24 protein-coding genes are annotated in these 23,178 nt (G+C 71.4%); 12 read left to right on the top strand and 12 right to left on the bottom strand.

Annotated elements, in window-relative coordinates:
- Positions 1-28: 28 nt before the first annotated feature.
- Both CP983_RS18560 and CP983_RS18555 read right to left on the bottom strand, forming a co-directional pair.
- The gene (locus tag CP983_RS18560) at positions 29-886 is read right to left on the bottom strand and encodes a helix-turn-helix domain-containing protein (RefSeq protein ID WP_150500577.1); all 858 of its coding nucleotides are present in this window, start codon (positions 884-886) and stop codon (positions 29-31) included.
- Positions 883-1,710: a peptidoglycan-binding protein gene (locus tag CP983_RS18555; protein ID WP_150500575.1), complete on the bottom strand. Its 828-nt coding sequence runs from the start codon at positions 1,708-1,710 to the stop codon at positions 883-885. The genes CP983_RS18560 and CP983_RS18555 overlap by 4 nt, the downstream gene beginning before the upstream one ends.
- Positions 1,711-2,030: 320 nt before the next feature.
- On the opposite strand from CP983_RS18555, the gene CP983_RS18550 reads away from it, so the two are divergent.
- Positions 2,031-2,486, top strand: coding sequence for a peptidoglycan-binding domain-containing protein (locus tag CP983_RS18550; protein WP_107904416.1), 456 nt, complete (start codon positions 2,031-2,033; stop codon positions 2,484-2,486).
- A gap of 74 nt (positions 2,487-2,560) precedes the next feature.
- Here the strand turns inward: CP983_RS18550 and argS are convergent, their stop codons facing one another.
- The gene (argS, locus tag CP983_RS18545) at positions 2,561-4,321 is read right to left on the bottom strand and encodes an arginine--tRNA ligase (RefSeq protein ID WP_150500573.1); all 1,761 of its coding nucleotides are present in this window, start codon (positions 4,319-4,321) and stop codon (positions 2,561-2,563) included.
- A gap of 144 nt (positions 4,322-4,465) precedes the next feature.
- Between argS and lysS the strand changes: the two genes are divergently transcribed.
- Positions 4,466-6,208: a lysine--tRNA ligase gene (gene lysS / locus CP983_RS18540; protein ID WP_150500571.1), complete on the top strand. Its 1,743-nt coding sequence runs from the start codon at positions 4,466-4,468 to the stop codon at positions 6,206-6,208.
- 70 nt (positions 6,209-6,278) lie between these two features.
- Here lysS and CP983_RS18535 read toward each other — a convergent pair whose 3' ends face one another.
- The 3 genes from CP983_RS18535 to CP983_RS18525 all read right to left on the bottom strand — a co-directional run bounded on the left by CP983_RS18535 (position 6,279) and on the right by CP983_RS18525 (position 9,629).
- Positions 6,279-7,589 (bottom strand): DUF2637 domain-containing protein, encoded by a 1,311-nt coding sequence (locus CP983_RS18535; protein WP_150500569.1) that lies wholly within the window; start codon positions 7,587-7,589, stop codon positions 6,279-6,281.
- A gap of 167 nt (positions 7,590-7,756) precedes the next feature.
- Positions 7,757-8,629, bottom strand: coding sequence for a DUF3558 family protein (locus CP983_RS18530; RefSeq protein ID WP_244364955.1), 873 nt, complete (start codon positions 8,627-8,629; stop codon positions 7,757-7,759).
- Between the two features lie 136 nt (positions 8,630-8,765).
- On the bottom strand, positions 8,766-9,629 hold the full coding sequence (locus CP983_RS18525) for a DUF3558 domain-containing protein (RefSeq protein WP_150500565.1): 864 nt from the start codon (positions 9,627-9,629) through the stop codon (positions 8,766-8,768).
- A 216-nt stretch (positions 9,630-9,845) separates the two neighbouring features.
- Here CP983_RS18525 and CP983_RS18520 point away from each other — a divergent pair, with 216 nt between their 5' ends.
- Positions 9,846-11,039 carry an RtcB family protein gene (locus CP983_RS18520; RefSeq protein WP_150506688.1) on the top strand — a complete coding sequence of 398 codons (1,194 nt, stop codon included), beginning with the start codon at positions 9,846-9,848 and terminating at the stop codon, positions 11,037-11,039.
- A gap of 63 nt (positions 11,040-11,102) precedes the next feature.
- Here the strand turns inward: CP983_RS18520 and CP983_RS18515 are convergent, their stop codons facing one another.
- The 3 genes from CP983_RS18515 to CP983_RS18510 all read right to left on the bottom strand — a co-directional run bounded on the left by CP983_RS18515 (position 11,103) and on the right by CP983_RS18510 (position 12,958).
- Positions 11,103-11,912, bottom strand: coding sequence for a hypothetical protein (locus CP983_RS18515; RefSeq protein ID WP_308436551.1), 810 nt, complete (start codon positions 11,910-11,912; stop codon positions 11,103-11,105).
- A 141-nt stretch (positions 11,913-12,053) separates the two neighbouring features.
- Positions 12,054-12,182, bottom strand: coding sequence for a hypothetical protein (locus tag CP983_RS44960; protein WP_255345735.1), 129 nt, complete (start codon positions 12,180-12,182; stop codon positions 12,054-12,056).
- Positions 12,182-12,958: an SDR family NAD(P)-dependent oxidoreductase gene (locus tag CP983_RS18510; RefSeq protein ID WP_107904404.1), complete on the bottom strand. Its 777-nt coding sequence runs from the start codon at positions 12,956-12,958 to the stop codon at positions 12,182-12,184. The genes CP983_RS44960 and CP983_RS18510 overlap by 1 nt, the downstream gene beginning before the upstream one ends.
- A 119-nt stretch (positions 12,959-13,077) precedes the next feature.
- Here CP983_RS18510 and CP983_RS18505 point away from each other — a divergent pair, with 119 nt between their 5' ends.
- On the top strand, positions 13,078-13,512 hold the full coding sequence (locus tag CP983_RS18505; protein WP_150500563.1) for an ester cyclase: 435 nt from the start codon (positions 13,078-13,080) through the stop codon (positions 13,510-13,512).
- A 24-nt stretch (positions 13,513-13,536) separates the two neighbouring features.
- Here the strand turns inward: CP983_RS18505 and CP983_RS18500 are convergent, their stop codons facing one another.
- Complete coding sequence (locus CP983_RS18500; RefSeq protein ID WP_093746886.1) at positions 13,537-13,872, bottom strand: YnfA family protein; 336 nt, start codon at positions 13,870-13,872, stop codon at positions 13,537-13,539.
- A gap of 122 nt (positions 13,873-13,994) precedes the next feature.
- Here CP983_RS18500 and CP983_RS18495 point away from each other — a divergent pair, with 122 nt between their 5' ends.
- Complete coding sequence (locus tag CP983_RS18495) at positions 13,995-14,498, top strand: hypothetical protein (RefSeq protein WP_167537727.1); 504 nt, start codon at positions 13,995-13,997, stop codon at positions 14,496-14,498.
- 3 nt (positions 14,499-14,501) lie between these two features.
- Here CP983_RS18495 and CP983_RS18490 read toward each other — a convergent pair whose 3' ends face one another.
- Complete coding sequence (locus CP983_RS18490) at positions 14,502-14,909, bottom strand: winged helix-turn-helix transcriptional regulator (RefSeq protein WP_107904396.1); 408 nt, start codon at positions 14,907-14,909, stop codon at positions 14,502-14,504.
- Between the two features lie 130 nt (positions 14,910-15,039).
- On the opposite strand from CP983_RS18490, the gene CP983_RS18485 reads away from it, so the two are divergent.
- On the top strand, positions 15,040-15,930 hold the full coding sequence (locus CP983_RS18485) for an NADP-dependent oxidoreductase (protein WP_107904394.1): 891 nt from the start codon (positions 15,040-15,042) through the stop codon (positions 15,928-15,930).
- A 268-nt stretch (positions 15,931-16,198) separates the two neighbouring features.
- Here CP983_RS18485 and CP983_RS18480 read toward each other — a convergent pair whose 3' ends face one another.
- Positions 16,199-17,020 (bottom strand): helix-turn-helix domain-containing protein, encoded by an 822-nt coding sequence (locus tag CP983_RS18480; protein ID WP_150500561.1) that lies wholly within the window; start codon positions 17,018-17,020, stop codon positions 16,199-16,201.
- 62 nt (positions 17,021-17,082) lie between these two features.
- On the opposite strand from CP983_RS18480, the gene CP983_RS18475 reads away from it, so the two are divergent.
- From CP983_RS18475 to CP983_RS18450, 6 genes are all read left to right on the top strand, one after another.
- Positions 17,083-17,676 (top strand): TIGR03086 family metal-binding protein, encoded by a 594-nt coding sequence (locus CP983_RS18475; protein WP_150500559.1) that lies wholly within the window; start codon positions 17,083-17,085, stop codon positions 17,674-17,676.
- An 84-nt stretch (positions 17,677-17,760) separates the two neighbouring features.
- Entirely contained in the window at positions 17,761-18,855 is a 1,095-nt protein-coding gene (locus CP983_RS18470) for an LLM class flavin-dependent oxidoreductase (RefSeq protein WP_150500557.1), read from the top strand.
- A complete protein-coding gene (locus CP983_RS18465; RefSeq protein WP_150500555.1) occupies positions 18,852-19,457 on the top strand; it encodes an FMN reductase in 606 nt (201 codons plus the stop codon). Before CP983_RS18470 ends, CP983_RS18465 begins: the two co-directional genes overlap by 4 nt.
- A gap of 178 nt (positions 19,458-19,635) precedes the next feature.
- Positions 19,636-20,361, top strand: a complete 726-nt coding sequence (locus CP983_RS18460) for a response regulator transcription factor (protein ID WP_107904384.1) — start codon at positions 19,636-19,638, stop codon at positions 20,359-20,361.
- A complete protein-coding gene (locus CP983_RS18455) occupies positions 20,362-21,810 on the top strand; it encodes a sensor histidine kinase (protein ID WP_373309866.1) in 1,449 nt (482 codons plus the stop codon).
- A 96-nt stretch (positions 21,811-21,906) separates the two neighbouring features.
- Complete coding sequence (locus CP983_RS18450) at positions 21,907-23,172, top strand: ArgE/DapE family deacylase (protein ID WP_150500553.1); 1,266 nt, start codon at positions 21,907-21,909, stop codon at positions 23,170-23,172.
- Positions 23,173-23,178: the final 6 nt, after the last annotated feature.

Raw genomic sequence — 23,178 nt, 5'->3', positions numbered from 1 at the left:
GGTGACTGTAGGGGGCGGCACTGACAACTCACCTCGCCACCCGGCTGTCGAAGCACTCCTCGCCGCCGGCCACCGGGTCGAAGCAGGCCCGCACGACGCTGCCCGGGTCGGCCGCGGTCATGGGCGTGTAGACGTAGGAGTCCGCGTCGACGCCGTTGTGGATCTCCACGCTGCGGACACGGCCGTTCCCGGTGCCGCTCCTGGTGCCGTCCCCCGCGCCTCCGGTCACCGACATCTCCAGCCGGTCGCCGATCCGCGTCCCCCACATCCTGGCCCAACTCGTCCCGCACTCCTGGCTGTAGCGCAGCTCCAGCGAGGCACCGGTGGCGGTCCGGTACGAGGCGAGGGTCAGCGGCGCCCCCGCGCACTTCATCCGCATCGGGCTCTTGCCTTCACAGACCTCCCCCCGGCAGCGCGGCCCGGCCACGGACGGCGGCGGTGACAGCGCCGCCCCGGGCTCGCCGCCCCGGTCCGGCAGCAGCAGGGCCGCCGCGGCGACGCCCCCGACGACCACGGCGGACACCGACGCGAGCACCGCGACCAGCGTCGCTCGGCGGTGCACCGAACTCTGGTCCACCGAGCCCCGCAGGCCGTCGTCCTCGACGGGCGCGGCCTCTTCAGGGGGCTGCGCCGCCGCCCGTCCGCTGCCCTCCGACTCGGCGATCTCCCACAGCGCCAGACAGCGCCCCTCCGGCTCCCCGGCGAGGCGGCACAACTCCTGCACCGCGTCGCGCGGCGGGAGCGTCCTGCCGTTGAGGTAGCGGTCCCACGACGACTTGCTGAACGCCGTCTTGGCCGCGAGCCCGGCCAGGCTCAGGCCGGTGCGGCACTTCAACTCCCTCAGCGCGGCGGCCAGTCGGGCCCGTTCCGGGGACGGCGCCGTCATTGCCGTAGGGCCTTCCAGGTGTGCGGCCCGATGATGCCGTCCACCACCAGGCCCGCCCGCCGCTGCACCTGCCTGACCGCGCGTTCGGTCACCGGCCCGAAGATCCCGTCGACGGCGCCCGGCGAGATGCCCGCCCGGCGCAGCAGACACTGCGCCTCGGCGACCTCCGGCCCGGCGTGGCCGTTGGCCAGGATGGCGTCCCGGGTCCGGCTGAGGCCCGCGTACCAGCGGCCGTCGACCCGTTCGGGACGGCAGGTGTACGCCGGTGCCGGGGGCGAGGCCGACACGGAGGGCGGCCTCGACGCGGACACGGCCGGGGACGACTGCCCGCCGGTCGCGACCAGGGGCGAAGCCGGCTGTGCCGGGTCGCCGCCGCTCAGCCGGACGACGAGGAGTACGGCCGTGGAGAGCGCCAGCACCAGCGCCACCGCGCCCGCCACCAGGGCGACCCGCAGCGAACGGCCGGGCGACCGGGGGCCGGTGGCCTCGGCGGAGAGGCTCCCGGGCGCCACGAGCGGCTCCTGCTCCGGCGCACCGGCCGTCGCCTCGCGGCGTCCGGTCCGCCACGCCTCCGCCGCCACCTCGTGCAGCGCCAGCAGCCGGGTCGGCTCCTCGTCCACGGCCCGGGCCAGCGCTTCGACGGCCTCCCGCGGCGGCAGCGACCGGCCGCCCAGATACCGCTCCCACGACTTCTGGCTGTACCCCGTCCGAGCCGCCAGCTGCCGCAGGCTCAGCCCGCTGTGATCCTTCAGCCGACGTAACCGCACCACCAACTGCCTCACGCGCGGATCCAGTTCCGCGGGCAGCGCTGCCCAACGCGACATGTTCCCCCCATTCGCGTTCACGGTCCGGGCCCGCGGTCCGTGGTCAGCGGCCCCCGCGCCCCCGCCGCATTCTGCAACAGCATCCACGGCCCGCACCGGAAGTCGGTTCCGGCACCGGTACGGAATCGGCCACCCACCCCGCCACAGGCGTCCCGCCGTGCCGCCCAGGTCGGAGGCGTCCGCGCAGGTCAGGGGGTGGGGCGTCCCGCCGTGACGTCACTTGCGCGGCGGCCCTGGCAACGCTCGCCGCCCGCCCCGCACTCTCGTCCCACCAGCCGGCGGCAGGGGCCGGCACCCCAACCAGAGCGAGAGGGAAACGCATGCGAGCGAACATCTGGACGAGGACCCTCGTGAGCGCCGGCGCTGTCATCGGCCTCGCCGCCGGAAGCCTCGCGACCGCCGGCACATCCTTCGCCGCCTCGGACGCGAAGCCGGCCGTGCGCGCCGAGGTCGGCGTCCTCGCGGTGAACAACCTCGGCCTGAGCACCACCGAGGCCCGCTACGTCCAGTGCTGGATCCAGGACTACTGGGGCTACACCGGCGCCCTCGACGGGCAGCTCGGCACCAACAGCTGGAAGGCGCTCCAGCGCTGGCTCAAGACGCACTGGGGCTACAACGACAGCATCGACGGGATCGTCGGCCCGAACACCATCAAGGCCCTGCAACGTGACCTGAAGGCGCACCACGGCTACACCGGCGCGATCGACGGCATCGCCGGATCGGGCACCAAGGCCGCCTTCAAGGACTTCGCTGCCGACTCCAAGCAGTACTGCTGAGCCGCCGGCCCGGAACGACCGCGGCCCGTCCTCCCCGCGGGGGAGAGGACGGGCCGCGGCGTCACGTCACGGGCTCAGAGGCGCTCGGGCGTCCGGATGCCCAGCAGGGCCATGCCCTGGTGGAGCGTGCGGGCCGTCATGTCGCACAGCAGCAGCCGGTTTTCCGCGATCTCCTTCGGCGGTGCCGGCTTGATCACCGGGCACTTGTCGTAGAACGACGTGAACAGCGACGCCAGTTGGTACAGGTACGCGGCCAGCTTGTGCGGGGCGTACTCCGCCGCCGCCTCGAAGACCGTGTCCCCGAAGGCGTCCAGGTGCAGGCCGAGCGCCCGCTCCGCCGCGTGCAGTTCAAGCTCCGGGTGGGCGGCCGGCTTCGTCTCGCCCGCCTTGCGCAGGATCGACTGGATACGGGCGTACGCGTACTGGAGATAGACGGACGTGTCGCCGTTCAGCGAGACCATCTGGTCCAGGTCGAACTTGTAGTCCCGGTTCGGCGACGTCGACAGGTCGGCGTACTTCACGGCGCCGATGCCGACCTGCTGCGCCCGCTCCTGGATCTCGTCCTCGGTGAGGTCCTGCGCCTTCTCCCGGACCACCTCGGCGGCCCGCTGCACCGCCTCGTCGAGGAGGTCCTCCAGCCGTACGGTCTCGCCCTCACGCGTCTTGAACGGCTTGCCGTCCGCGCCCAGCACCGTGCCGTAGCCCATGTTGTGCGCGGTGACCCCGTCGGTCAGCCAGCCCGCGCGCCGCGCCGCCTCGAAGACCATCTTGAAGTGCAGCGACTGCCGCACGTCCACGACATAGATCAGGGACGTGGCGTGCAGGTCCGTGACCCGGTTGCGGATCGCCGTCAGGTCGGAGGCCGCGTAGCCGAAGCCGCCGTCGGCCTTCTGCACGATCAGCGGGACCGGCTTGTCGTCCTTGCCGCGGATGTCGTCGAAGAAGACGACGAGCGCGCCCTCGGAACGCTCCGCGACACCCATCTCCTCCAGGAGGCGGGCCGTCTCGGGCATGCCGTCGTTGTACGCGGACTCGCCGACGATCTCGTCGTCGCGGATCTCCATGTCGAGCTTCTCGAAGACGGAGTAGAAGTAGACCTTCGACTCGTCGACGAACTGCTGCCAGAGCTCCAGCGTCTCCTTGTCGCCGGACTGGAGGGCGACGACCCGCTTGCGGGCCCGCTCCTTGAACTCCTCGTCCGAGTCGAAGACCGCGCGCGACGCCTTGTACACCCGGTTCAGGTTGCTCATCGCCTGCTCGCCGTCGACCTCGGCCGCGGGGGCCAGCTCGCCGGGGTTCTCGAACAGGTGCTGGATGAGCATGCCGAACTGGGTGCCCCAGTCGCCGATGTGGTGCCGGCCGATCGTCTTCTCGCCGGTGAAGTCGAGCATGCCGCGCAGGGCGTCGCCGATCACGGCGGAGCGCAGGTGGCCGACGTGCATCTCCTTGGCCACGTTCGGCTGGGCGTAGTCGACGACCGTGATGCCGGGCTCGGCCTTGGGCGCCACGCCGAGCCGGTCGCCGTCGGCGTACCGCGCGGCCAGGTTCTCGGTGATCGCCCGGTCCGTGAGGGTGATGTTGAGGAAGCCGGGGCCGGAGACCTCGACGTCCTTGATCACGTCACCGGTGGTGATGCCGGCGACGACCTGGGCGGCCAGCTCCCGGGGGTTCGACTTGGCCTTCTTGGCGAGGGCGAGGATGCCGTTCGCCTGGTAGTCCGCCCGGTCGCTACGTCGCAGCAGCGGGTCGACGTCGGTCGCCTCCGGCAGGGTGGCCGAGAGGGCGGACGTGAGCTGCTGTTCGACGGAGGCGCTGAGGGGCGTGACCGAGGCCATGGGATTGGGAGCCGTTCTCCTCGTGGGTCGGATGGACGCAGTCAGTATCCCATGGGTGGTAAAGCCGTTTTCTCGACCGGGATGCCTTCTGGGAGAATGCAGTGCCGGCCGTTGACCGTACGGCTGCCCTGGAGAAAGAAGGACGTGCCGATCGTGGCTCAGAGCACCGAGACCACCGACTGGGTCTCCCGTTTCGCGGATGAGGTCATCGAGGAGTCGGAGCGTCGGGCCCCGGGCAAACCGGTCGTCGTCGCGTCCGGACTCTCCCCCTCGGGCCCCATCCATCTGGGCAACCTGCGCGAGGTCATGACCCCGCACCTGGTCGCCGACGAGATCCGGCGGCGCGGCCGCGAGGTCCGGCACCTGATCTCCTGGGACGACTACGACCGCTACCGCAAGGTGCCGGCCGGCATCGCCGGGGTGGACGAGTCGTGGGCCCAGCACATCGGCAAGCCGCTGACCTCCGTACCGGCGCCGCAGGGCTCGGCGTTCCCGAACTGGGCCGAGCACTTCAAGGCCGCGATGGTCGAGTCGCTCGCCGAGCTCGGCGTGGACTTCGACGGGATCAGCCAGACCGCGCAGTACACCTCGGGCGTGTACCGGGAGCAGATCCTGCACGCCATGAAGCACCGCGGCGACATCGACGCCGTGCTCGCCCAGTACCGCACCAAGCCCAAGGGCGGCGCCAAGAAGTCGCAGAAGCCGGTCGACGAGGCCGAGCTGGAGGCCGCCGAGGGCTCAGGCGCGGCCGGCGAGGACGACGGCAGCCACGGCTCCGCCGGGTACTTCCCGTACAAGCCCTACTGCGGCAACTGCGAGAAGGACCTCACCACCGTCACCTCGTACATCGACGACAGCACCGAGCTGTCGTACACCTGCGACGAGTGCGGCTTCTCCGAGACCGTCCGGCTCAACGAGTTCAACCGCGGCAAGCTGGTCTGGAAGGTCGACTGGCCCATGCGCTGGGCCTACGAGGGCGTCGTCTTCGAGCCCAGCGGTGTCGACCACTCGTCGCCGGGCTCCAGCTTCCAGGTCGGCGGGCAGATCGTCGGGATCTTCGGCGGCAAGCAGCCCATCGGGCCGATGTACGCCTTCGTCGGCATCAGCGGCATGGCGAAGATGTCCTCCTCGCGCGGCGGGGTGCCCACCCCCGCCGACGCGCTGAAGATCATGGAGCCGCAGATCCTGCGCTGGCTGTACGCCCGCCGCCGGCCCAACCAGTCCTTCAAGATCGCCTTCGACCAGGAGATCCAGCGGCTCTACGACGAGTGGGACAAGCTGGACGCGAAGGTCGAGGACGGCTCCGCGCTGCCCGCCGACATCGCCGCGCACTCCCGTGCCGTGCGCACCGCCGCGGGTGAGCTGCCGCGCACGGCACGCCCGATGCCGTACCGGACGCTCGCCTCCGTCGCCGACATCACCGCCGGACACCAGGACCAGGCGCTGCGGATCCTCTCCGAGCTCGACCCGGAGAACCCGCTGGCCACCCTGGACGAGGCCCGCCCCCGGTACGACAAGGCCGAGGCGTGGATCAACACGCAGGTGCCCGCCGACCAGCGGACCATCGTGCGCGAGGAGGCCGACGGCGAGCTGCTGAAGTCCCTCGACGAGGCGTCCCAGCAGTCGCTGCGGCTGCTGCTCGACGGCCTCGCCGAGCACTGGTCGCTCGACGGGCTCACCCACCTCGTCTACGGCGTGCCCAAGGTGCAGGCCGGGTTCGCCGCCGACGCCACGCCCAAGGAACTGCCGGCCGAGATCAAGACCGCCCAGCGGACGTTCTTCGCCCTGCTCTACCACCTGCTGGTGAGCCGGGACACCGGACCGCGACTGCCCACGCTGCTGCTCGCGGTCGGGCAGGAGCGGGTGCGGCGCCTGCTCGGCGAGTAGCCCGCGAGACGAAGAAGGGGCCCCCGACCTGTCGGGGGCCCCTTCTCGTGAGCTGCGGACGCCGTCCGCGTCAGGCGATGTGCTCGTCCGTCAGTTCCGCGTTGAGGCGGTTGGAGAAGCGGTTCACCATCCGCTTGGACTCGGCCTCCTCCAGCGTGACGCCGTACGTGGCCTCGACGTCGGCGATGAAGCCACGCGGGGTCGGCGCGCCGTTCCCGCCCTTGATCGACTCACGGAAGACCAGGTAGTAGTCCTCCTCGCCCGGTGCCGGCGCCGGGGTGCCGCCGCCCTCGCCCAGCTGGCGGGTGCGATTGGGCGTCACCGGGATCGGAAAAGTACCGGTGTCCTCCGGAGAGGGCTCCTGGGTCGGAGGCTCCTCCACGTACTGGTCCTGGTACTGCTCCGCCTGGACCTGCTCCTGGTACCACTCCTCGTAGTGCCCCTGCGGGTCGTACGAGGCGTTGTAACCGCCCTGATAGTCGACCTGGCGGGGCGTGTTGAACCAGTCCTGCACATAGTCCTGTTGCCCCGGTCCGAGCGGGCTCGCCGGCTCCGGGCGCTGCTCGCCGGGAGGCGCCGTCCGCTGCTGCGGAAGCGGCACCGCAGCGGTGGCGGCCGGCGCCGGCGCGGCCACCTCGGCCACGGGCACCGCATCCAGGGCCGGCTGCCGGGTCGGCGGCAGCACCGCCGGCTCGATGCCCGCCGCGGCCAGCCCGGCCGGGGCCGTGTCCGCGAGCGGAACGCCGTAGCGCGCCAGACGCAGCGGCATCAGCGACTCCACCGGCGCCTTGCGGCGCCACGCGCGGCCGAAGCGGGAGCGCAGCCGGGCCTGGTACACCAGGCGCTCCTGCTCCAGCTTGATGACCTGCTCGTAGGAGCGCAGCTCCCACAGCTTCATACGGCGCCACAGCAGGAACGTGGGCAACGGGGAGAGCAGCCAGCGCGTGAGGCGGACGCCCTCCATGTGCTTGTCGGCGGTGATGTCCGCTATGCGGCCGATCGCGTGCCGGGCGGCCTCGACGGCCACCACGAACAGGATCGGGATGACCGCGTGCATGCCGACGCCCAGCGGGTCCGGCCACGCCGCCGCGCCGTTGAACGCGATCGTCGCGGCCGTCAGCAGCCAGGCGGTCTGCCGCAGCAGCGGGAACGGTATTCGGATCCAGGTCAGCAGGAGGTCGAGGGCGAGCAGGACGCAGATACCCGCGTCGATGCCGATCGGGAACACATAGCTGAAGTTCCCGAAGCCCTTCTGGATGGCCAGCTCACGGACGGCCGCGTACGAACCGGCGAAGCCGATGCCGGCGATGATCACGGCGCCGAACACGACCACGCCGATGAGAACGCGGTGCATCCGAGTCAGCTGGGGTGGCCCGGCCACTCGTACTCCCCTCCCATTGCGTGTTGTTGCGCGCAACAGAGTGGCACATCCGTACGGCCTACGTTCTCCCGGTACGGGCCCGAGCCCGGACCGTTATCGGGCCGGGCTCGGGCAAAGGGCTTGGCTGAGCTGCGCGTTGTGACGCAGCGCAGTGCCGGGTGTGACGGTCAGCTCTTCTTCGCCGCTGACTTGGAAGGGGAGCTGGACGCCGCCTTCGACGCGCTGCCGGACGGAGACTTCGAAGCCGACTTCGAGGGGGCGCTGCTCGGCGTGCCCGCAGAGCCGCCGTCGTTGGCCTCGGCCACCGCGGCCACGACCTCCTTGACGGCCTTCTGGGCGAGCTTGTTCAGGGTGTCCGCGCTCGGGGTCTTCTCACCGGCGAGACCGGCACCGTTGTAGTCGAGCGTCACGACGACGTTCTCGACCCGGGCCACGACCGTCTCCTGCTTGAAGGAACCCTCCTTCTTCTTCAGGTCGTAGCGCACCGCCGTCGCCTGGTCGCCGACCCCGGCGACCGGCTCCGACTTCAGGCTCTTCGCACCGGACACCGACTTGGCGTCCTGCACCTGCGTCTCGTAGTACGCCTGGGCCAGCTCCTCGCCCGAGCCGCGCGTCACATCGGACTCGAAGCGCAGCAGGGAGACGTTGAGCCAGCGGAACTGCGAGCCCTTCACGCCGTTGTTGTCCAGGCTGCTCCAGGAGCAGGAGCCGCGCGTCGACGCGTCGTCCGAAGAGCCCTTCTTGCCCGACTTGGCCTTGGGAGCCAGGTCCTCGAGCGTCTTCTTGCCCAGCACCTTGCACGCGTCCGGGATCGACTTGTACGCGGCCGCCTGCACCGTCGGCGACGGGCTCGCGGACGACGACGCCGAGGACTTCGTGCTGCTGTCGTCGGCGGCCTTGTCGCCCGAACCGGAGTCCGAGGAGCAGCCCGCGGCGATCAGCATCACGGGGACTGCGGCCGCGCAGACGACGGCTCGGCGCAGGCCCCTCGCCCGCTGCTCGCGCTGGTCATGCTCGTCTCGCTTCACTGCTCGCTGCATGGTTCCTTCACTCATGACTGCCACTGTGGTTCCTGCGGTCGGATCGGGTCCGAGGGGCCACGGTACGCGGTGAAGAAGCTGTGCGGTCTCGTTTCGGTTACGTCGCACAGGGGGGTGGAGGTGTGAAGAACGGGCGCTATTCCGACAGCGCGTCCGCCAGCTGTGCCGCCAGTTTCTGCGCCCTGTCCTGCATTTCCTCGCTGTCCGGGACGACGCCGACGGTCGCCGGCTGCTCCTCGTACTCGATGGTCACGATCACGTTGGACGTGCGGAACGCCACAGTCACGGTGCGCTGCTGAGCCGTTGAACCGGAGCCGGCGAGCCGGTCGTCGAGGAACGCCTCGTCGCCGAGGTCCTCCAGTACCCGGGGCTGGAGTTCGGCGGCGCCGGCGGCGTCGGTCGACGCGGACGCGGAGGGGGACGTGGAGGACGAAACGGACGGGGACGCGGAGTTGGCGGCCGGGGCGGAGGGCGAGCCGCTCGGGCTGCCGCTCGGGTCGGTGCTCGCGGTGCCCTCGCCGCCCGCGGTGTCACTGTCCGAACTCACGGGCTCGGGCAGGTCCGCCGCCTCCTGCTCGGTCGCGAAGAGCTGCTCGGCCTCGCTGTCGTCGCTGACCGAGGTGTCGTACGACACGACACGCTCGAAGCCGACGAAGAGGTGGTCGGTGGCTTCGGCGGAGTCCACCTTCCAACGGCAGCCGATCTTGCGGTCGGTGTCGTAGGTGAGCGTCGGAGTGCCCTCGTACGCCTTCTCCTGCTGGTCGGCGTCCGTGAGTTCCTGGATGCCGGGTAGGAGCGAGTCGAGGGTGTCCTCGCCGACCACGCCGCAGGGTTCGGGGAGCGTGCGGTAACGGCCGGGTTCGGCCGTCGCGGTCGCCGTGCCGGTGTCGCCCGGGTTGGAGTCGTCGGTCGCGCCGCCGCTGTCGGAGCTGCCGGTGCAGCCTGCCAGCAGCGCCGCGAGGAGTGCGGCGACGCCGGATACATAGGCCTTCCGCTGCACGGTCAGGCTCCTCTCGACGGTGGCTGTGTGGTCGGTCCGCTGCCGGTCTCTCAGTGTCCCCGCTGGTTATTCGCTTGCCGCGCGGGGGCGCCCACTGGAGACAATGTGTATCGCACGCACCACCGTGGACGCCGGTCCGTTGTCCCTTTTCATCGACCCTGGCGCCGGTTTTGCGTTTTCAGACTTGTGTTTTGTTTCCGGGGGATTGAGGACGATATGTCGTACGTGGAGATGCCGGGCGCGAAGGTTCCCATCCGTATGTGGGCCGACCCGGCGACGATCGAGGGCTCCGCACTCCAGCAGCTCCAGAACGTCGCGACCCTGCCGTGGATCAAGGGCCTCGCCGTGATGCCGGACGTGCATTACGGAAAGGGCGCGACGGTCGGGTCCGTCATCGCGATGCACGGGGCCGTGTGCCCCGCGGCGGTCGGCGTGGACATCGGCTGCGGTATGTCGGCGGTGCGGACGTCCCTGACGGCGAACGACCTGCCGGGGGACCTGTCCCGGCTGCGGTCGAAGATCGAGCAGGCGATTCCGGTGGGGCGGGGCATGCATGACAGCCCTGTCGACCCCGGCCGGCTGCACGGCTTCGGCACGTCGGGGTGGGACGGCTTCTGGGGGCGGTTCGAGGGGGTCGCCGAGGCGGTGAAGTTCCGTCAGGAGCGGGCGACCAAGCAGATGGGAACGCTCGGAGCCGGGAATCACTTTGCGGAAGTAACCGTTTGCGATTCTGGGCAGGTGTGGCTGATGCTGCACTCCGGTTCGCGCAACATCGGCAAGGAACTGGCCGAGCACCACATCGGCGTGGCCCAGAAGCTCCCGCACAACCAGGGTCTGGTGGATCGCGATCTCGCCGTCTTCGTGGCGGACACTCCGCAGATGGCGGCGTACCGAAACGACTTGTTCTGGGCGCAGGAGTACGCCAAGTACAACCGCACGATCATGATGGCTCTCCTCAAGGACGTCATCCGCAAGGAGTTCAAGAAGGCGAAGCCGACCTTCGAGCCGGAGATTTCGTGTCACCACAATTATGTGGCCGAGGAACGGTACGAAGGCATGGATCTGCTCGTGACTCGTAAAGGCGCGATCCGGGCCGGCTCCGGTGAATACGGGATCATTCCGGGTTCGATGGGGACGGGCTCGTACATCGTGAAGGGTCTCGGCAACGAGAAGGCCTTCAACTCGGCGTCCCACGGCGCGGGTCGGCGCATGAGCCGTAACGCAGCGAAGCGTCGCTTCACGACGAAGGACCTGGAGGAGCAGACCAGGGGCGTGGAGTGTCGGAAGGACTCCGGCGTCGTGGACGAGATTCCGGCTGCATACAAGCCGATCGAGCAGGTCATCGATCAGCAGAGGGACCTTGTCCAGGTCGTGGCCAAGCTGAAGCAGGTCATCTGCGTGAAGGGGTAGAGAGTGACGGGCGGGGTGCTGGTGGGCCGCGCCCGTCACCCACTGTTCAGTCCGGCAGCGGCACTACTCCGTGCAACAGCTTCCACCGACGGTTTTGACACGGGCTGGTGGAGTAGCCGAGCTCCGCTGCCGCGTGGGCGATGGTTGGTGCAGCAAGGAGGACTCGGTCCATTTCGGCGGTCCATTGGATGCGCGGTGGCCTGCGCCCCATCCCTGCGGGACGGACCCATGGGCGAGTGAGTCAGCAGCGATCTGCTTCCGCTCCAGTGACAGGCAACCCGGGTAGTAGACGTGGGCAGTCAACTGCTGGGCGTTTTCCTTCGTGTACATGACGTTGTAAATGCCGTCCCGCGCGTTGCGTTTGAGAGTGCGTTCGGCTCCTGTGATCTCCCTTGCGTAGGAGCACGCGAAGACCGCGATGGCAGTGCTCTTCGTTGCCAGGGACAAGAAGGGGAACCCCTGGCTGGTGTAGCCCACCGAACCGTCGGCGTCGACGACCCCTCGTAGGTAGTCGCGGTGTGAGAACTCGATACCTGGCGGAGTGATTGTCTTCGACTTGTGGCCGTACGGCAGGCCGAGTTCGTTGAGCTTGGTCCTGGCTTCGAGGGAGCAGAGGCTCCAGATCGCTGAGTGGGCAGTCTCGGCGAAGTTCGTGGATCGAGTGCGCTCGGTGATGCTGCTGTTGTACGGCGTCAGCTTCTGGAACGTACGCAGGAGATCGATGTCTCGCGCGCTGATCTCGACCGTCAACCGCCCCCGCTGCCGGGACTGTTGGGAGAGATGCCCGTCCGCCTGTAAGAAGCCGAACATGTACGCGTACTCGGGGACCCTCAGGTCCATGAACCGGTGGACGCTAGGCTCGCAGTTGGCCACAGGGAAGCTCCACTTCCTTGCTGGTCAGGTCCTCGGTCGGGATGCCGCCCGGCCGGGGGCCGTCGTTTTGATGTTGTGGCGCGAGCCTAGGTCGACTGTTCGGACTCCCGTCGGGTGATCGATGGGGTTCACCCCTGTGGGTTACTTCGGGGCGTGGGTCACCGCGTAGATCATTACGAAGGCCACGATGTGGATGCCGAAGAGGAAGTAGCCGAGCCACCACCACATCTGGCGTTCGTCGTGGGGGTCCTTGCGGTCGTCCTGTGCCACTACAGGTCCCTGTGCACCTTCGTGTTGGATGCCTGGGCGCGGGGGCGGACGACGAGGAGGTCGATGTTCACGTGGCTGGGGCGGGTGACCGCCCAGGTGATGGTGTCGGCGACGTCGTCGGCGGTGAGGGGCTCGGCCACGCCCTCGTAGACCTTCGCCGCCCTGGTCTCGTCGCCGCCGAAGCGGGTCAGGGCGAACTCGTCGGTCCTGACCATGCCGGGCGCGACCTCGATGACGCGGACCGGGCGGCCGACGATCTCCAGGCGGAGCGTCTCGGCGAGGACGTGGGCGCCGTGCTTGGCGGCGACGTAGCCACCGCCGCCCTCGTAGGTGCCGTGGCCGGCCGTGGAGGACAGGACGACCACCGTGCCGTCGCCGCTCGCCTCCAGCTTGGGCAGCAGGGCCTGGGTGAGGTTCAGGGTGCCGATGACGTTCGTCTCGTACATCGTGCGCCAGTCGGCCGGGTCGCCGGTCGCGACCGGGTCGGCGCCGAGCGCGCCGCCGGCGTTGTTGACGAGGACGCCGATGCTCTTGAAGGCCGTCGCGAACTCGTCCACGGCCGCGCGGTCGGTCACGTCGAGCTGGTACGCGGTCGCGGCGTGCCCGGCCGCGTTGATCTCCTCGGCCAGCGCCTCGATGCGGTCCTTGCGGCGGGCGGTGAGGACCACGCGGTAGCCGGCCGCGGCGAGCTGCCGTGCCGTGGCGGCTCCGATTCCGCTGCTCGCACCGGTGACGACGGCGATGCGGGAGGCGGCGGACGGTGCGGCGGTGGGCATGGCTGCTCCTCGTGCGGGTCGATGCGGCTGGGGCCTGGGCCGAGAGCCTGTCCGGCCAGGATAGGCGCGCGGTGCGGTGGGACAATGAGACGGGTGATCCCTCGGGCAGGAGGTGGATCATGGGACAGGCACGTGAGGTCATGGACCGGCTCACCACGGCGATCACCGCCGGCAACTCCGACGCCATCGCCGGTCTCTACGCGCAGGACGCGGTCGCGGTCACCCCGGACGGCGGGGAGCTGCACGGGCGCGACGACATCGCGGCGTACTGGCGACAGATGACCGAGGCGGTGCCGGACGGCTCGTACCAGTCGGTGCACGCCTACGAGGTCGGCAACACGGCGATCGACGAGGGCGTCTTCACCGGCAGGAACACCGGGCCGATCCAGTTGCCGACGGGGGAGACGCTGCCGCCGACGCAGAAGGAGATCAGGATCCGCGGGGTGGACTTCGCCACGGTCGACGACGCCGGGCGGATCGTCGACTACCGGCTCTACTTCGACGAGATGGAGTTCCTGGGGCAGTTGGGGCTGCTGCCCGACGAGGCGTCCTGAGCCGGGCCCGGCGGGAGACGCCGGTCAGTTCCCTCGCGGGGCGTACATGATCACGGCCATGCCCGCGAGGCAGATCAGCGCGCCCGTGACGTCCCAGCGGTCCGGGCGGTAGCCGTCGGCGACCATCCCCCAGGCCAGCGAACCGGCGACGAAGACACCTCCGTACGCGGCGAGGATCCGGCCGAAGTTCGCGTCGGGCTGGAGCGTGGCGATGAAGCCGTACGCGCCGAGGGCCATCACGCCGGCGCCGATCCACAGCCAGCCGCGGTGTTCGCGCACGCCCTGCCAGACCAGCCACGCGCCGCCGATCTCGAACAGCGCGGCGACGACGAACAGGGCGACGGAGCGGAGGATCAGCATGGCGACGAGCTTCGCATGCCGTCGCGGGGGGCTTTTCGCCGCGTGTCACCTGTTGGACGGCGCCTGCCGGGCGCCGGGCGGGGGATACATCGCTACGACCACGTGGAGTGAGGAGTGGCGGTATGCGGCGGATGCGGGTTGCTGCGGTGTGCGGCGCGGTCGTGGTGACGGCGGTCGGCGGGGTGGCTCCGGCCGCCGGGACCCCGGGGGCGGTGCGCGGGGCCGAGGCGGTGCGCGGGGCCGAGGTCGGGCTCGCCTATCACGGCTCCGCCGGCATCGTCGGGGAGCGGGTCGACGTACGGTTCACGCCGCACAATCACGGGGCGGCTGCCGTGCCGGACTCCGTGGTGCGGATTCGCTGGTCACAGCCGCTGGAGGAGGGGCAGACGCTGCCCGCGCGGTGTGCGCCGGAGGGGGACCGGGCGGTGCGGTGCCGGGTCGGGCGGCTGGGCGCGCACGACACGGGTGAGCGCATCGGCCTGCGGGTACGGCTGCGCGAGGCGCCGACGGAGGTGCTGCTGGAGTTCGATCCGGTGGGCAGCGACGGGACGGTCGACGAGAGCCGGGCGGCGGCGGAGCGGCAGCGCGTGCTCGTGCTGGACACGGGCGACACGTACTACTTCTGAACCTCAGCCCGCCGGGGTCTCGGCGTCGTAGCGCTCGCGGGACCGGTGCACCTCGTCGAAGTGGGTCTCCGCCCAGGTCTTCACGGCGGTCAGCAGCAGGGCGAGGTTCTGGCCGAGCGCGGTGAGTTCGTAGTCGACGCGGACCGGGACGGACGGGGTGACGGTGCGGGTGAGCAGGCCGTCGCGTTCGAGGGTGCGCAGGGTCTGGGTCAGCATCTTGGGGCTGACGCCGGCGATCTTGCGGCCGAGGTCGCTGTAGCGCAGGGGGCCGGGGGCGAGGGCGGAGACGACGAGGCTGACCCACTTGTCGCTGATGCGGTCCAGGAGCTGGTTGGTCGGGCAGCTCTTGAGGAACGCGTCGTACTCGATCCGGGCCTGTTCGCGCCGCTGGGCCGCCGTCGTGGTCGCCATGGCTCACCTCTGGGGTAGGTACGCACTCTCAGGTAACTACTTACCCAGAGATAGTAACTCTTCCTAGGGTTGCTCGCAGGTGGTCGGGAGAGCGTCCCGTCCACACGCTGACGAACCGAGGAGAGTCGCTGTGCGTGCTGTAGTGGTGGATTCGGTCGGTGGGCCCGAGGTCGTGGAGGTCGTGGAGACCGGCGTACCGGAGCCCGGCGAGCGGCAGATACGGATCAAGGTCGCGGCGGCCGCGCTGAACCCCGTGGACGCGGGTGTGCGGGCCGGGGTCTTCGGAGCTCTTCAGGGGCGGACCGGCCTCGGCTGGGACGTCGCCGGGACGGTGGACGCGGTCGGCGGTGCCGGACCGTGGAGCGTGGGCGACGCGGTGGTGGCCCTGCACTACGGCATGGTCAAGCCGCTCGGCACGCACGCCGAGTACGTCGTGGTGGACTCGGACGCCGTGGCCCCGGCGCCGGCGACCGCGGACGCGGTGCACGCGGCTTCGCTGCCGCTGAACGCGCTGACCGCCCTCCAGGCCCTGGACCGCCTCGAGCTGACGTCCGGGCGGTCGTTGCTGGTCACGGGTGCGGCGGGCGCGGTCGGCGCCTACGCCGTGCAGCTCGCCGCGCGGCGCGGGATCACGGTCACCGCGCTGGCGCGGGAGGCCGACGAGGAGTTCGTACGGTCGCTCGGTGCCGCCGGTTTCACGGCGGGCGGTGCCGGGGCGGGGAGCTTCGACGCGGTGCTGGACGCGGCGGTCCTGGGCGAGCCCGCGCTGGAGTGGGTGCGGGACGGGGGCGCCTACATCGGCGTCATCCCGCACGCCGAGCCGGGGCCGGTGCGCGGGGTGCGGACGGGTGCGGTCGAGGTGAGCGCGGACGGTGCGCAGCTCGCCGAACTGGTGCGGCTGGTGGACGAGGGGGCGCTGGTCCTGCGGGTGGCGGAGACGTACGCCCTGGACGACGCGGCGAAGGCGCATGCGCGGCTGGGGGAGGGTGGGGTGCGGGGGAGGCTGGTGCTTGTGCCGTGACCGGGGTGCCGGGGTGTGTCGTTCGGGTGCGGCGGCGTCGTGGGTGGTTGCGCAGTTCCCCGCGCCCCTTGGGGGGTGGCGCGATGGGTGGTCGTTCGGGTGCGGCGGCGTCGTGGGTGGTTGCGCAGTTCCCCGCGCCCCTTGGGGGTGGCGCGATGGGTGGTCGTTCGGGTGCGGCGGCGTCGTGGTTGGTCGCGCAGTTCCCCGCGCCCCTTTGGGGCGTTGGTGGTTGGCGGCGTCGTCGGCACAGGTCCAGGGGATTCGGGGGCTATCGGGGCTCTGTGCCCTGTGTGTACGCCGTCGGTGGTACTCCCACCGTTGCGGTGAAGTCCCGGATCAGGTGGGCCTGGTCGGCGTAGCCGAGGTCGGCTGCGAGGGCGGCCCAGTCGACGTCCGTGCGGGTGCCGGCGAGCTCCAGGGCCTCGTGGATGCGGTAGCGCAGGATGCACCACTTGGGGCTGACGCCGACGTGGGTGGAGAAGAGCCGTTGCAGCGCCCGGACCGACAGGCCCTGCGCCTGCGCGAAGTCGCCGACGCGCAGGACCGTGCGGTCGGCACGGATGCGGCGGACGAGGCCGATCGCGAGGTCGGCCTGGGGGTCGGGGGTGCGGGGGAGCGCGAGGAGGAAGGCGTCCAGGGCGGCCACCCGGGCGGGGTCGTCGGCCCCGGTGACGATCGTGCGGGCGGTGTCGGCGGTGGCCCCCTGGAACACCTCGCCTGCAGGCAGCGCGCGGCCCGTCCAGTGGGAGACGGGGGCGTCGGGGGCGTACGGACGGAATCCGCCGGGCCGGAATTTCACCCCGCAGACCCGGCCCCGCCCGGTCAGCTTCCGGGTGTACATGCCGAGCGCGACGCCGGTGACCTCCGCGTACGGCGGTCCCTCGTCCTCGTCCCACTGGAAGGTCAGGTTGACCGCCGGGTGCGGGACGACGTGGGAGGCGTAGGGCTCGGGCAGGTCCCAGTCGATGAGCCAGTACCACTCGACGTACCGGCGCAGCGGCTCGGCGGGCTCGTGGCGGCGGAACCGCACGCGCCGCAGCAACCCGGACGGGTCGACGATCCCGCGGGTGTCGTGGCGGGGTGCCTCCATGGCCGGATCGTACGTCGCGTTTCTTCAAGAAGGGCAGCCGCCGCGGTCCCTACCGTCGAGGCATGGACACGAACGGTGTGAAGACGTACGGCATCGGCGAGCTGCTGGCGATGGCACGCGAGCGGGCGGGCGTGGTGGTGCGGGGCATCCCCGACGAGGCGCTCACCGCGCCCACGCCCTGCGCGGAGTACGACGTGAAGGCGCTGGTCAATCACCTCTACCAGGTGATCGTGCAGTTCCAGCGGCTGGCCGCGAAGGAGGCGTCGGACTTCGGCGACAGCATCCCGGACCGGGTCGCCGAGGACGCCGAGTGGCGCGAGGGGCTCGTGCGGGAGGCGGACCTGCTGGTGGCTGCCTGGTCCGCGCCCGGCGCGGAGGAGGGGCGGACCGGCGGGATGGACATGCCCGCGCGGCTCGTCGGCTCGATGGCGCTGCTCGATCTGACGGTGCACGTGTGGGACCTGGCGCGGGCGACCGGGCAGGACTACGCCGGCGCCGACGAGCCGGTCGTGGCGGAGCTCACCGGCGCCGTGGACACGCTGGCGCCGACGGCCCGGAAGATGGGGGTCTTCGGAGAGCCCGTCCCGGAGCCGGCGGGCGCGTCCCCCTTCGAGCGCCTGCTCGCCCGGACCGGCCGGGACCCGCACTGGGGGTGAGCGCGACGGGCCGGGAATAGTCCGCCGCAGGTCTCCGTTCTCCGGGTATAGTTGAAGCGTCAACAACCTGGAGGGTGAGCGACCATGCAGTTCGGGATCTTCAGCGTCGGCGATGTCACGCCGGACCCCACCACGGGCCGTACGCCGACCGAGCGCGACCGCATCAAGGCCATGGTCGCCATCGCGCTGAAGGCCGAGGAGGTCGGACTCGACGTCTTCGCGACCGGTGAGCACCACAACCCGCCGTTCGTTCCGTCGTCGCCGACGACGATGCTCGGCTACATCGCGGCGCGGACGGAGCGGCTGGTGCTGTCCACCTCCACCACGCTCATCACCACGAACGACCCGGTGAAGATCGCCGAGGACTTCGCGATGCTCCAGCACCTGGCCGACGGCCGGATGGACCTGATGATGGGCCGCGGCAACACCGGCCCGGTCTACCCCTGGTTCGGGCAGGACATCCGCGAGGGCATCAACCTCGCCATCGAGAACTACGCCCTGCTGCACCGGCTGTGGCGCGAGGACGTCGTGAACTGGGAGGGCAAGTTCCGTACGCCTCTCCAGGGCTTCACGTCCACGCCCCGCCCGCTGGACGGCGTCGCGCCGTTCGTCTGGCACGGCTCCATCCGCTCCCCGGAGATCGCCGAGCAGGCCGCGTACTACGGCGACGGCTTCTTCCACAACAACATCTTCTGGCCGGCCGACCACACCAAGCGGATGGTCGAGCTGTACCGGTCCCGGTACGCCCACTACGGCCACGGCACGCCCGAGCAGGCGATCGTCGGCCTCGGCGGCCAGGTGTTCATGCGGAAGAACTCCCAGGACGCGATCCGCGAGTTCCGTCCCTACTTCGACGTCGCCCCGGTCTACGGGCACGGCCCGTCGCTGGAGGACTTCATGGACCAGACCCCGCTGACGGTCGGCTCCCCCCAGCAGGTGATCGAGAAGACGCTCGCCTTCCGCGAGTACGCCGGTGACTACCAGCGCCAGCTGTTCCTGATGGACCACGCCGGGCTGCCGCTCAAGACCGTCCTGGAGCAGCTCGACCTGCTCGGCGAGGAGGTCGTGCCGGTGCTGCGCAAGGAGTTCGCCGCCGGGCGCCCGGCCGACGTGCCGGACGCGCCGACCCACGCTTCCCTGCTGGTGAAGAAGGAGTCGCAGGAGGTGACCGTCGCATGAAGCTCGTGGTCGTGTCCGCGGGGCTGAGCGTCCCGTCCTCCACCCGGCTGCTGGGCGACCGGCTGGCGGCGGCGGCCGTACGGACCGTCGCCGAGCCCGTGGAGGTCGAGGTCGTCGAGCTGCGCGACCTCGCCGTGGAGATCGCGCACAACTTCACCAACGGCTTCCCCGGCCGGCAGCTGGCCGCCGCGATCGACGCGGTGACCTCGGCCGACGGACTGATCGTCGTCACGCCGGTGTTCTCGGCGTCGTACAGCGGACTGTTCAAGTCGTTCTTCGACGTGATCGAGAAGGACGCGCTGGCGGGGCTGCCGGTGCTGATCGCCGCGACCGGCGGCACGGCACGGCACTCCCTGGTCCTGGAGCACGCGCTGCGCCCGCTCTTCGCCCATCTGCGCGCCGTGGTCGTCCCGACCGGCGTGTACGCCGCCTCGGAGGACTGGGGCGCGGAGGGCCTGAACGGTCGCATCGACCGGGCGGCCGGGGAACTGGCTGCGCTGATGCAGGGCCTGTCGGGGGCGAGGCGGCCCGCCGGGGACGACCTCGCGGTGGTGCCGTTCGCCGAACAGCTGGCGGCACTGTCGAGCCCGGCCGGCGGCTGAGGCGGGGAGACATGTACCAGCCCGTCCGGCGTTTGAGGACGAGGCCGTCCAGGCCGAAACGGGGGTCCGGGGGCGGAGCCCCCGGAGACGGCCGTGTGACGGTGAGATCCCAGTAAGAAGGGCAACTGCGGCGCACCCGAAACAGCCGAACCGCCGGAGGCCTTGGCAGACTGAACGGGTGTCCCAGACTGTTCTCCTCGCCGAAGACGACCGCGCCATCCGCCACGCCCTGGAGCGCGCGCTGACCCTGGAGGGCTATCAGGTCACCGCGGTCGCCGACGGCGTCGAGGCGCTGGCGCAGGCCCACCGCACCCCGCCGGACGTGCTCGTGCTGGACGTGATGATGCCCGGCATAGACGGGCTCCAGGTCTGCCGGGTGCTGCGCGCCGAGGGCGACCGCACCCCGATCCTGATGCTGACGGCGCTCGTGGAGACCCAGGACCGCATCGCGGGCCTGGACGCGGGCGCCGACGACTACGTGGTGAAGCCCTTCGACGTGGAGGAGGTCTTCGCCCGCCTGCGCGCCCTGCTGCGCCGCACCAGCGAGAACAACGGCACCCCCGCCCCCGTCGACGTACCCCGGCAGCCCCCCGGACCCATAGGCCGGCTGATCGAGGCCGCCGGGCTGCGGATGGACCCGCAGGCGCGCCGGGCCTGGCGGGGCGAGCGGGAGCTGGAGCTGACGCGGACCGAGTTCGAGCTGCTGGAGCTGCTCGTGCGCAACGCCGGCATCGTCCTCGACCACGCCACCATCTACGACCGCATCTGGGGCTACGACTTCGGCCCCGGCTCCAAGAACCTCGCCGTCTACGTCGGCTACCTGCGCCGCAAGCTCGACGAGCCGGGCGCCCCGCAGCTGATCCAAACGGTCCGCGGGGTGGGTTACGTGCTGCGGGAGGACTGAGTGGGCGGCCCCGCCCGCCGACGGCTCGCCAGGAGCCTCGCCGCACGGCTGCTGACCGGACGCCGGCGGACCGGGCTCGTCTCGCTGCGCTCCACCTTCGCCGTGTCCTTCGCGGCCGTCACCGCCGTCGTCACCGTCCTGGTCGGCCTGCTGTCGTACACCGCCGCCGCCCGGCTGGTGCGGGTGGACCAGGAGTCCGTGTTCGACGAGGTCGTGCAGGACCTGCGCGGCGAGGTGCGGCAGCGGCCGATGCTGCCGGACGACTTCTCCTCCTCCGCGCCCGGCCACGATCTCGTACGGCCCGCCCGTACCGATGTGCAGGTGCTGGGCCCGGACGGCGCCGTCGTCGACCCGGGCCGGCCGGGGCTGCCGGTGACGGCGTCCGACCGGCGGATCGCGGCCGACGGGACGGCCGGGCGGATGGTCCAGCACAAGGACGTAGACGTCGGCAGCGACGTCTACCGCGTGGCGACCGTCGCGCTCGGCGGCGGCCGGGGCGCGGTGCAGATCGCCCAGGAGTTCAGCGACACCGAGGACCTGCTGCGGGCGCTCCAGCAGCGGACGCTGCTGCTGATGGCGGCCGTGGTGGTCCTCGCGGGACTCTTCGGCTGGTGGCTGGCCCGGCGCATCACCCGCCGCCTCGTCGTCCTCACCGACGCGGCCGAGGACGTCGCGCGCACCCGGCAGCTGGGCATCCAGGTGCCCGTCACCGGCTACGACGAGGTCGGCCGCCTCGGCCGGGCCTTCGACCGCATGCTGGGGCGGCTGGCCCAGTCCGAGGAGGACCAGCGGCGGCTGGTGCAGGACGCGGGCCACGAGCTGCGCACCCCGCTCACCTCCCTGCGGACCAACATCTCCCTGCTGCGCCGCATCGACGAGCTGCCGCCCGACACCCGCGACGAGCTGGTGGCGGACCTGGGCCAGGAGGCACGCGAACTGACCGACCTGGTCAACGAGCTGGTCGATCTGGCGGCCGGGCAGTCCGACACCGAGCCGGCCCAGCGGGTGGACCTCGCCGACATCGCCGAGGACGTCGCGGTGCTCGCCCGGCGGCGCACCGGACGGCGGATCCTGGTGCGGACGAGCGGCGAGACGACCACGGAGGGCCGGCCCGCGATGCTCCAGCGGGCGGTGACCAACCTCGTGGAGAACGCGGCGAAGTTCGACCGCGACGGCACCGCGCCCATCGAGATCGGCGTCGCCGGACCCGCCCGCCCGGGAACCGTGCGCGTCGAGGTCCTGGACCGGGGACCCGGCATCGCCGAGGACGACCTGATCCGGGTCTTCGACCGCTTCTACCGCGCCGCCGACGCCCGCTCCCTGCCCGGGTCCGGGCTGGGTCTGTCCATCGTGCGGGAGGTGGCGCTGGCGCACGGCGGGGCGCCGTTCGCGTTCCACCGGGAGGGCGGCGGGACGGCGATCGGCTTCACCGTCGGCGGCTCCGGCTGACCCGGCGAGGGCCCGCCCCCTCTCGGATCTCCCCGTCATGGGCCACCATCTGAGCGGGCGGGCCGTGCGCCCGGTGGCGAGGGGAGGGACGTCGTCGTGCTGAGTGACGTGGAGAACGCCGTACTGGCGGAGATCGACGAGGCCGGGATCGGGCGGACGCTGCTGGAGCTGATCTCCGTGCCGAGCGTGACCGGGAGCGCCGCCGAGTCGGAGCTCCAGCATCTGCTGGCCGGGCGGCTGGAGCGGCTCGGTCTGGACGTCGACCTGTGGTCCATGGACCTGGACGCGCTGCGTGCGGACCCGGAGTTCCCGGGCACGGAGGCCGAGCGCGAGGAGGCCTGGGGCCTGGTCGGGGTCACCGGGGACGGCGGGGACGGGCCCACCTTCGTGATGCAGGGCCATGTCGACGTCGTACCGCCCGGGGACCCGGACGCCTGGGACGGCGACCCGTTCGTGCCCAGGGTCGTCGGGGACGTCGTGCACGGGCGCGGCGCCTGCGACATGAAGGCCGGGCTGACCGCCCACCTCGCCGCGCTCGCCGCGATCCGGGCCGCCGGGGTGCGGCTGCGCGGGCGGGTCGGGGTGCACTTCGTGGTCGGGGAGGAGGACGGCGGCCTCGGCGCCTTCGGCACGCTGCGGCGCGGCCACCGCGGCGACGTCTGCGTCATCACCGAGCCGACCGGCGGCGCCCTCGTCACCGCCAACGCCGGCGCGCTGACCTTCCGGATCGCCGTGCCCGGCAAGGCGGCCCACGGCAGCGCCCGCGACCAGGGCGTCAGCGCGATCGACGCGTATGTGCCGCTGCACGCGGCGCTGGCCCGGCTGGAGACCGAGCGCAACCGGGACGCCGACGCGCTGATGGCCGAGCACCCGATCCCCTACGCCCTGTCGGTGGGCACCGTCCGCGCCGGGGACTGGGCGAGCAGCGTGCCCGATCTGCTGGTCGCCGAGGGGCGGTTGGGCGTACGGCTCGGCGAGGACCCGGCCGAGGCGCGGGCCGCCTTCGAGCGGTGCGTCGCCGAGGCGTGCGCCGCCGACCCGTGGCTGCGCGGGCATCCGGCGACGGTGACCTGGCCGGGCGGGCAGTTCGCCAGCGGCCGGCTGCCCGGGGGCCACCCGCTGCCGGCGCTGATACGCGGCGCCCACGCCGATGCCGGGGGAGCCGCGGACCCGCGCGAGTGCGGGGCGCCGTACGGCAGCGATCTGCGGCTGTACTCCGGGGCGGGGATCCCGACGCTGCAGTACGGGCCGGGCGACATCCGGGTGGCGCACAGCGCGCGGGAACAGGTGTCCCTGGCCGAAGTGGCCGAGGTGGCACGGACGTTGGCGGTGACGGTGCTGCGGACGGTCGGCGTCGGGTGAGCGCGG

The sequence above is a fragment of the Streptomyces chartreusis genome, assembly GCF_008704715.1.
Classification (GTDB): Bacteria; Actinomycetota; Actinomycetes; order Streptomycetales; family Streptomycetaceae; genus Streptomyces; species Streptomyces chartreusis.
Note: the sequence above shows the minus strand (reverse complement) of the source record. Positions and strands in the feature narration are given on the sequence as shown.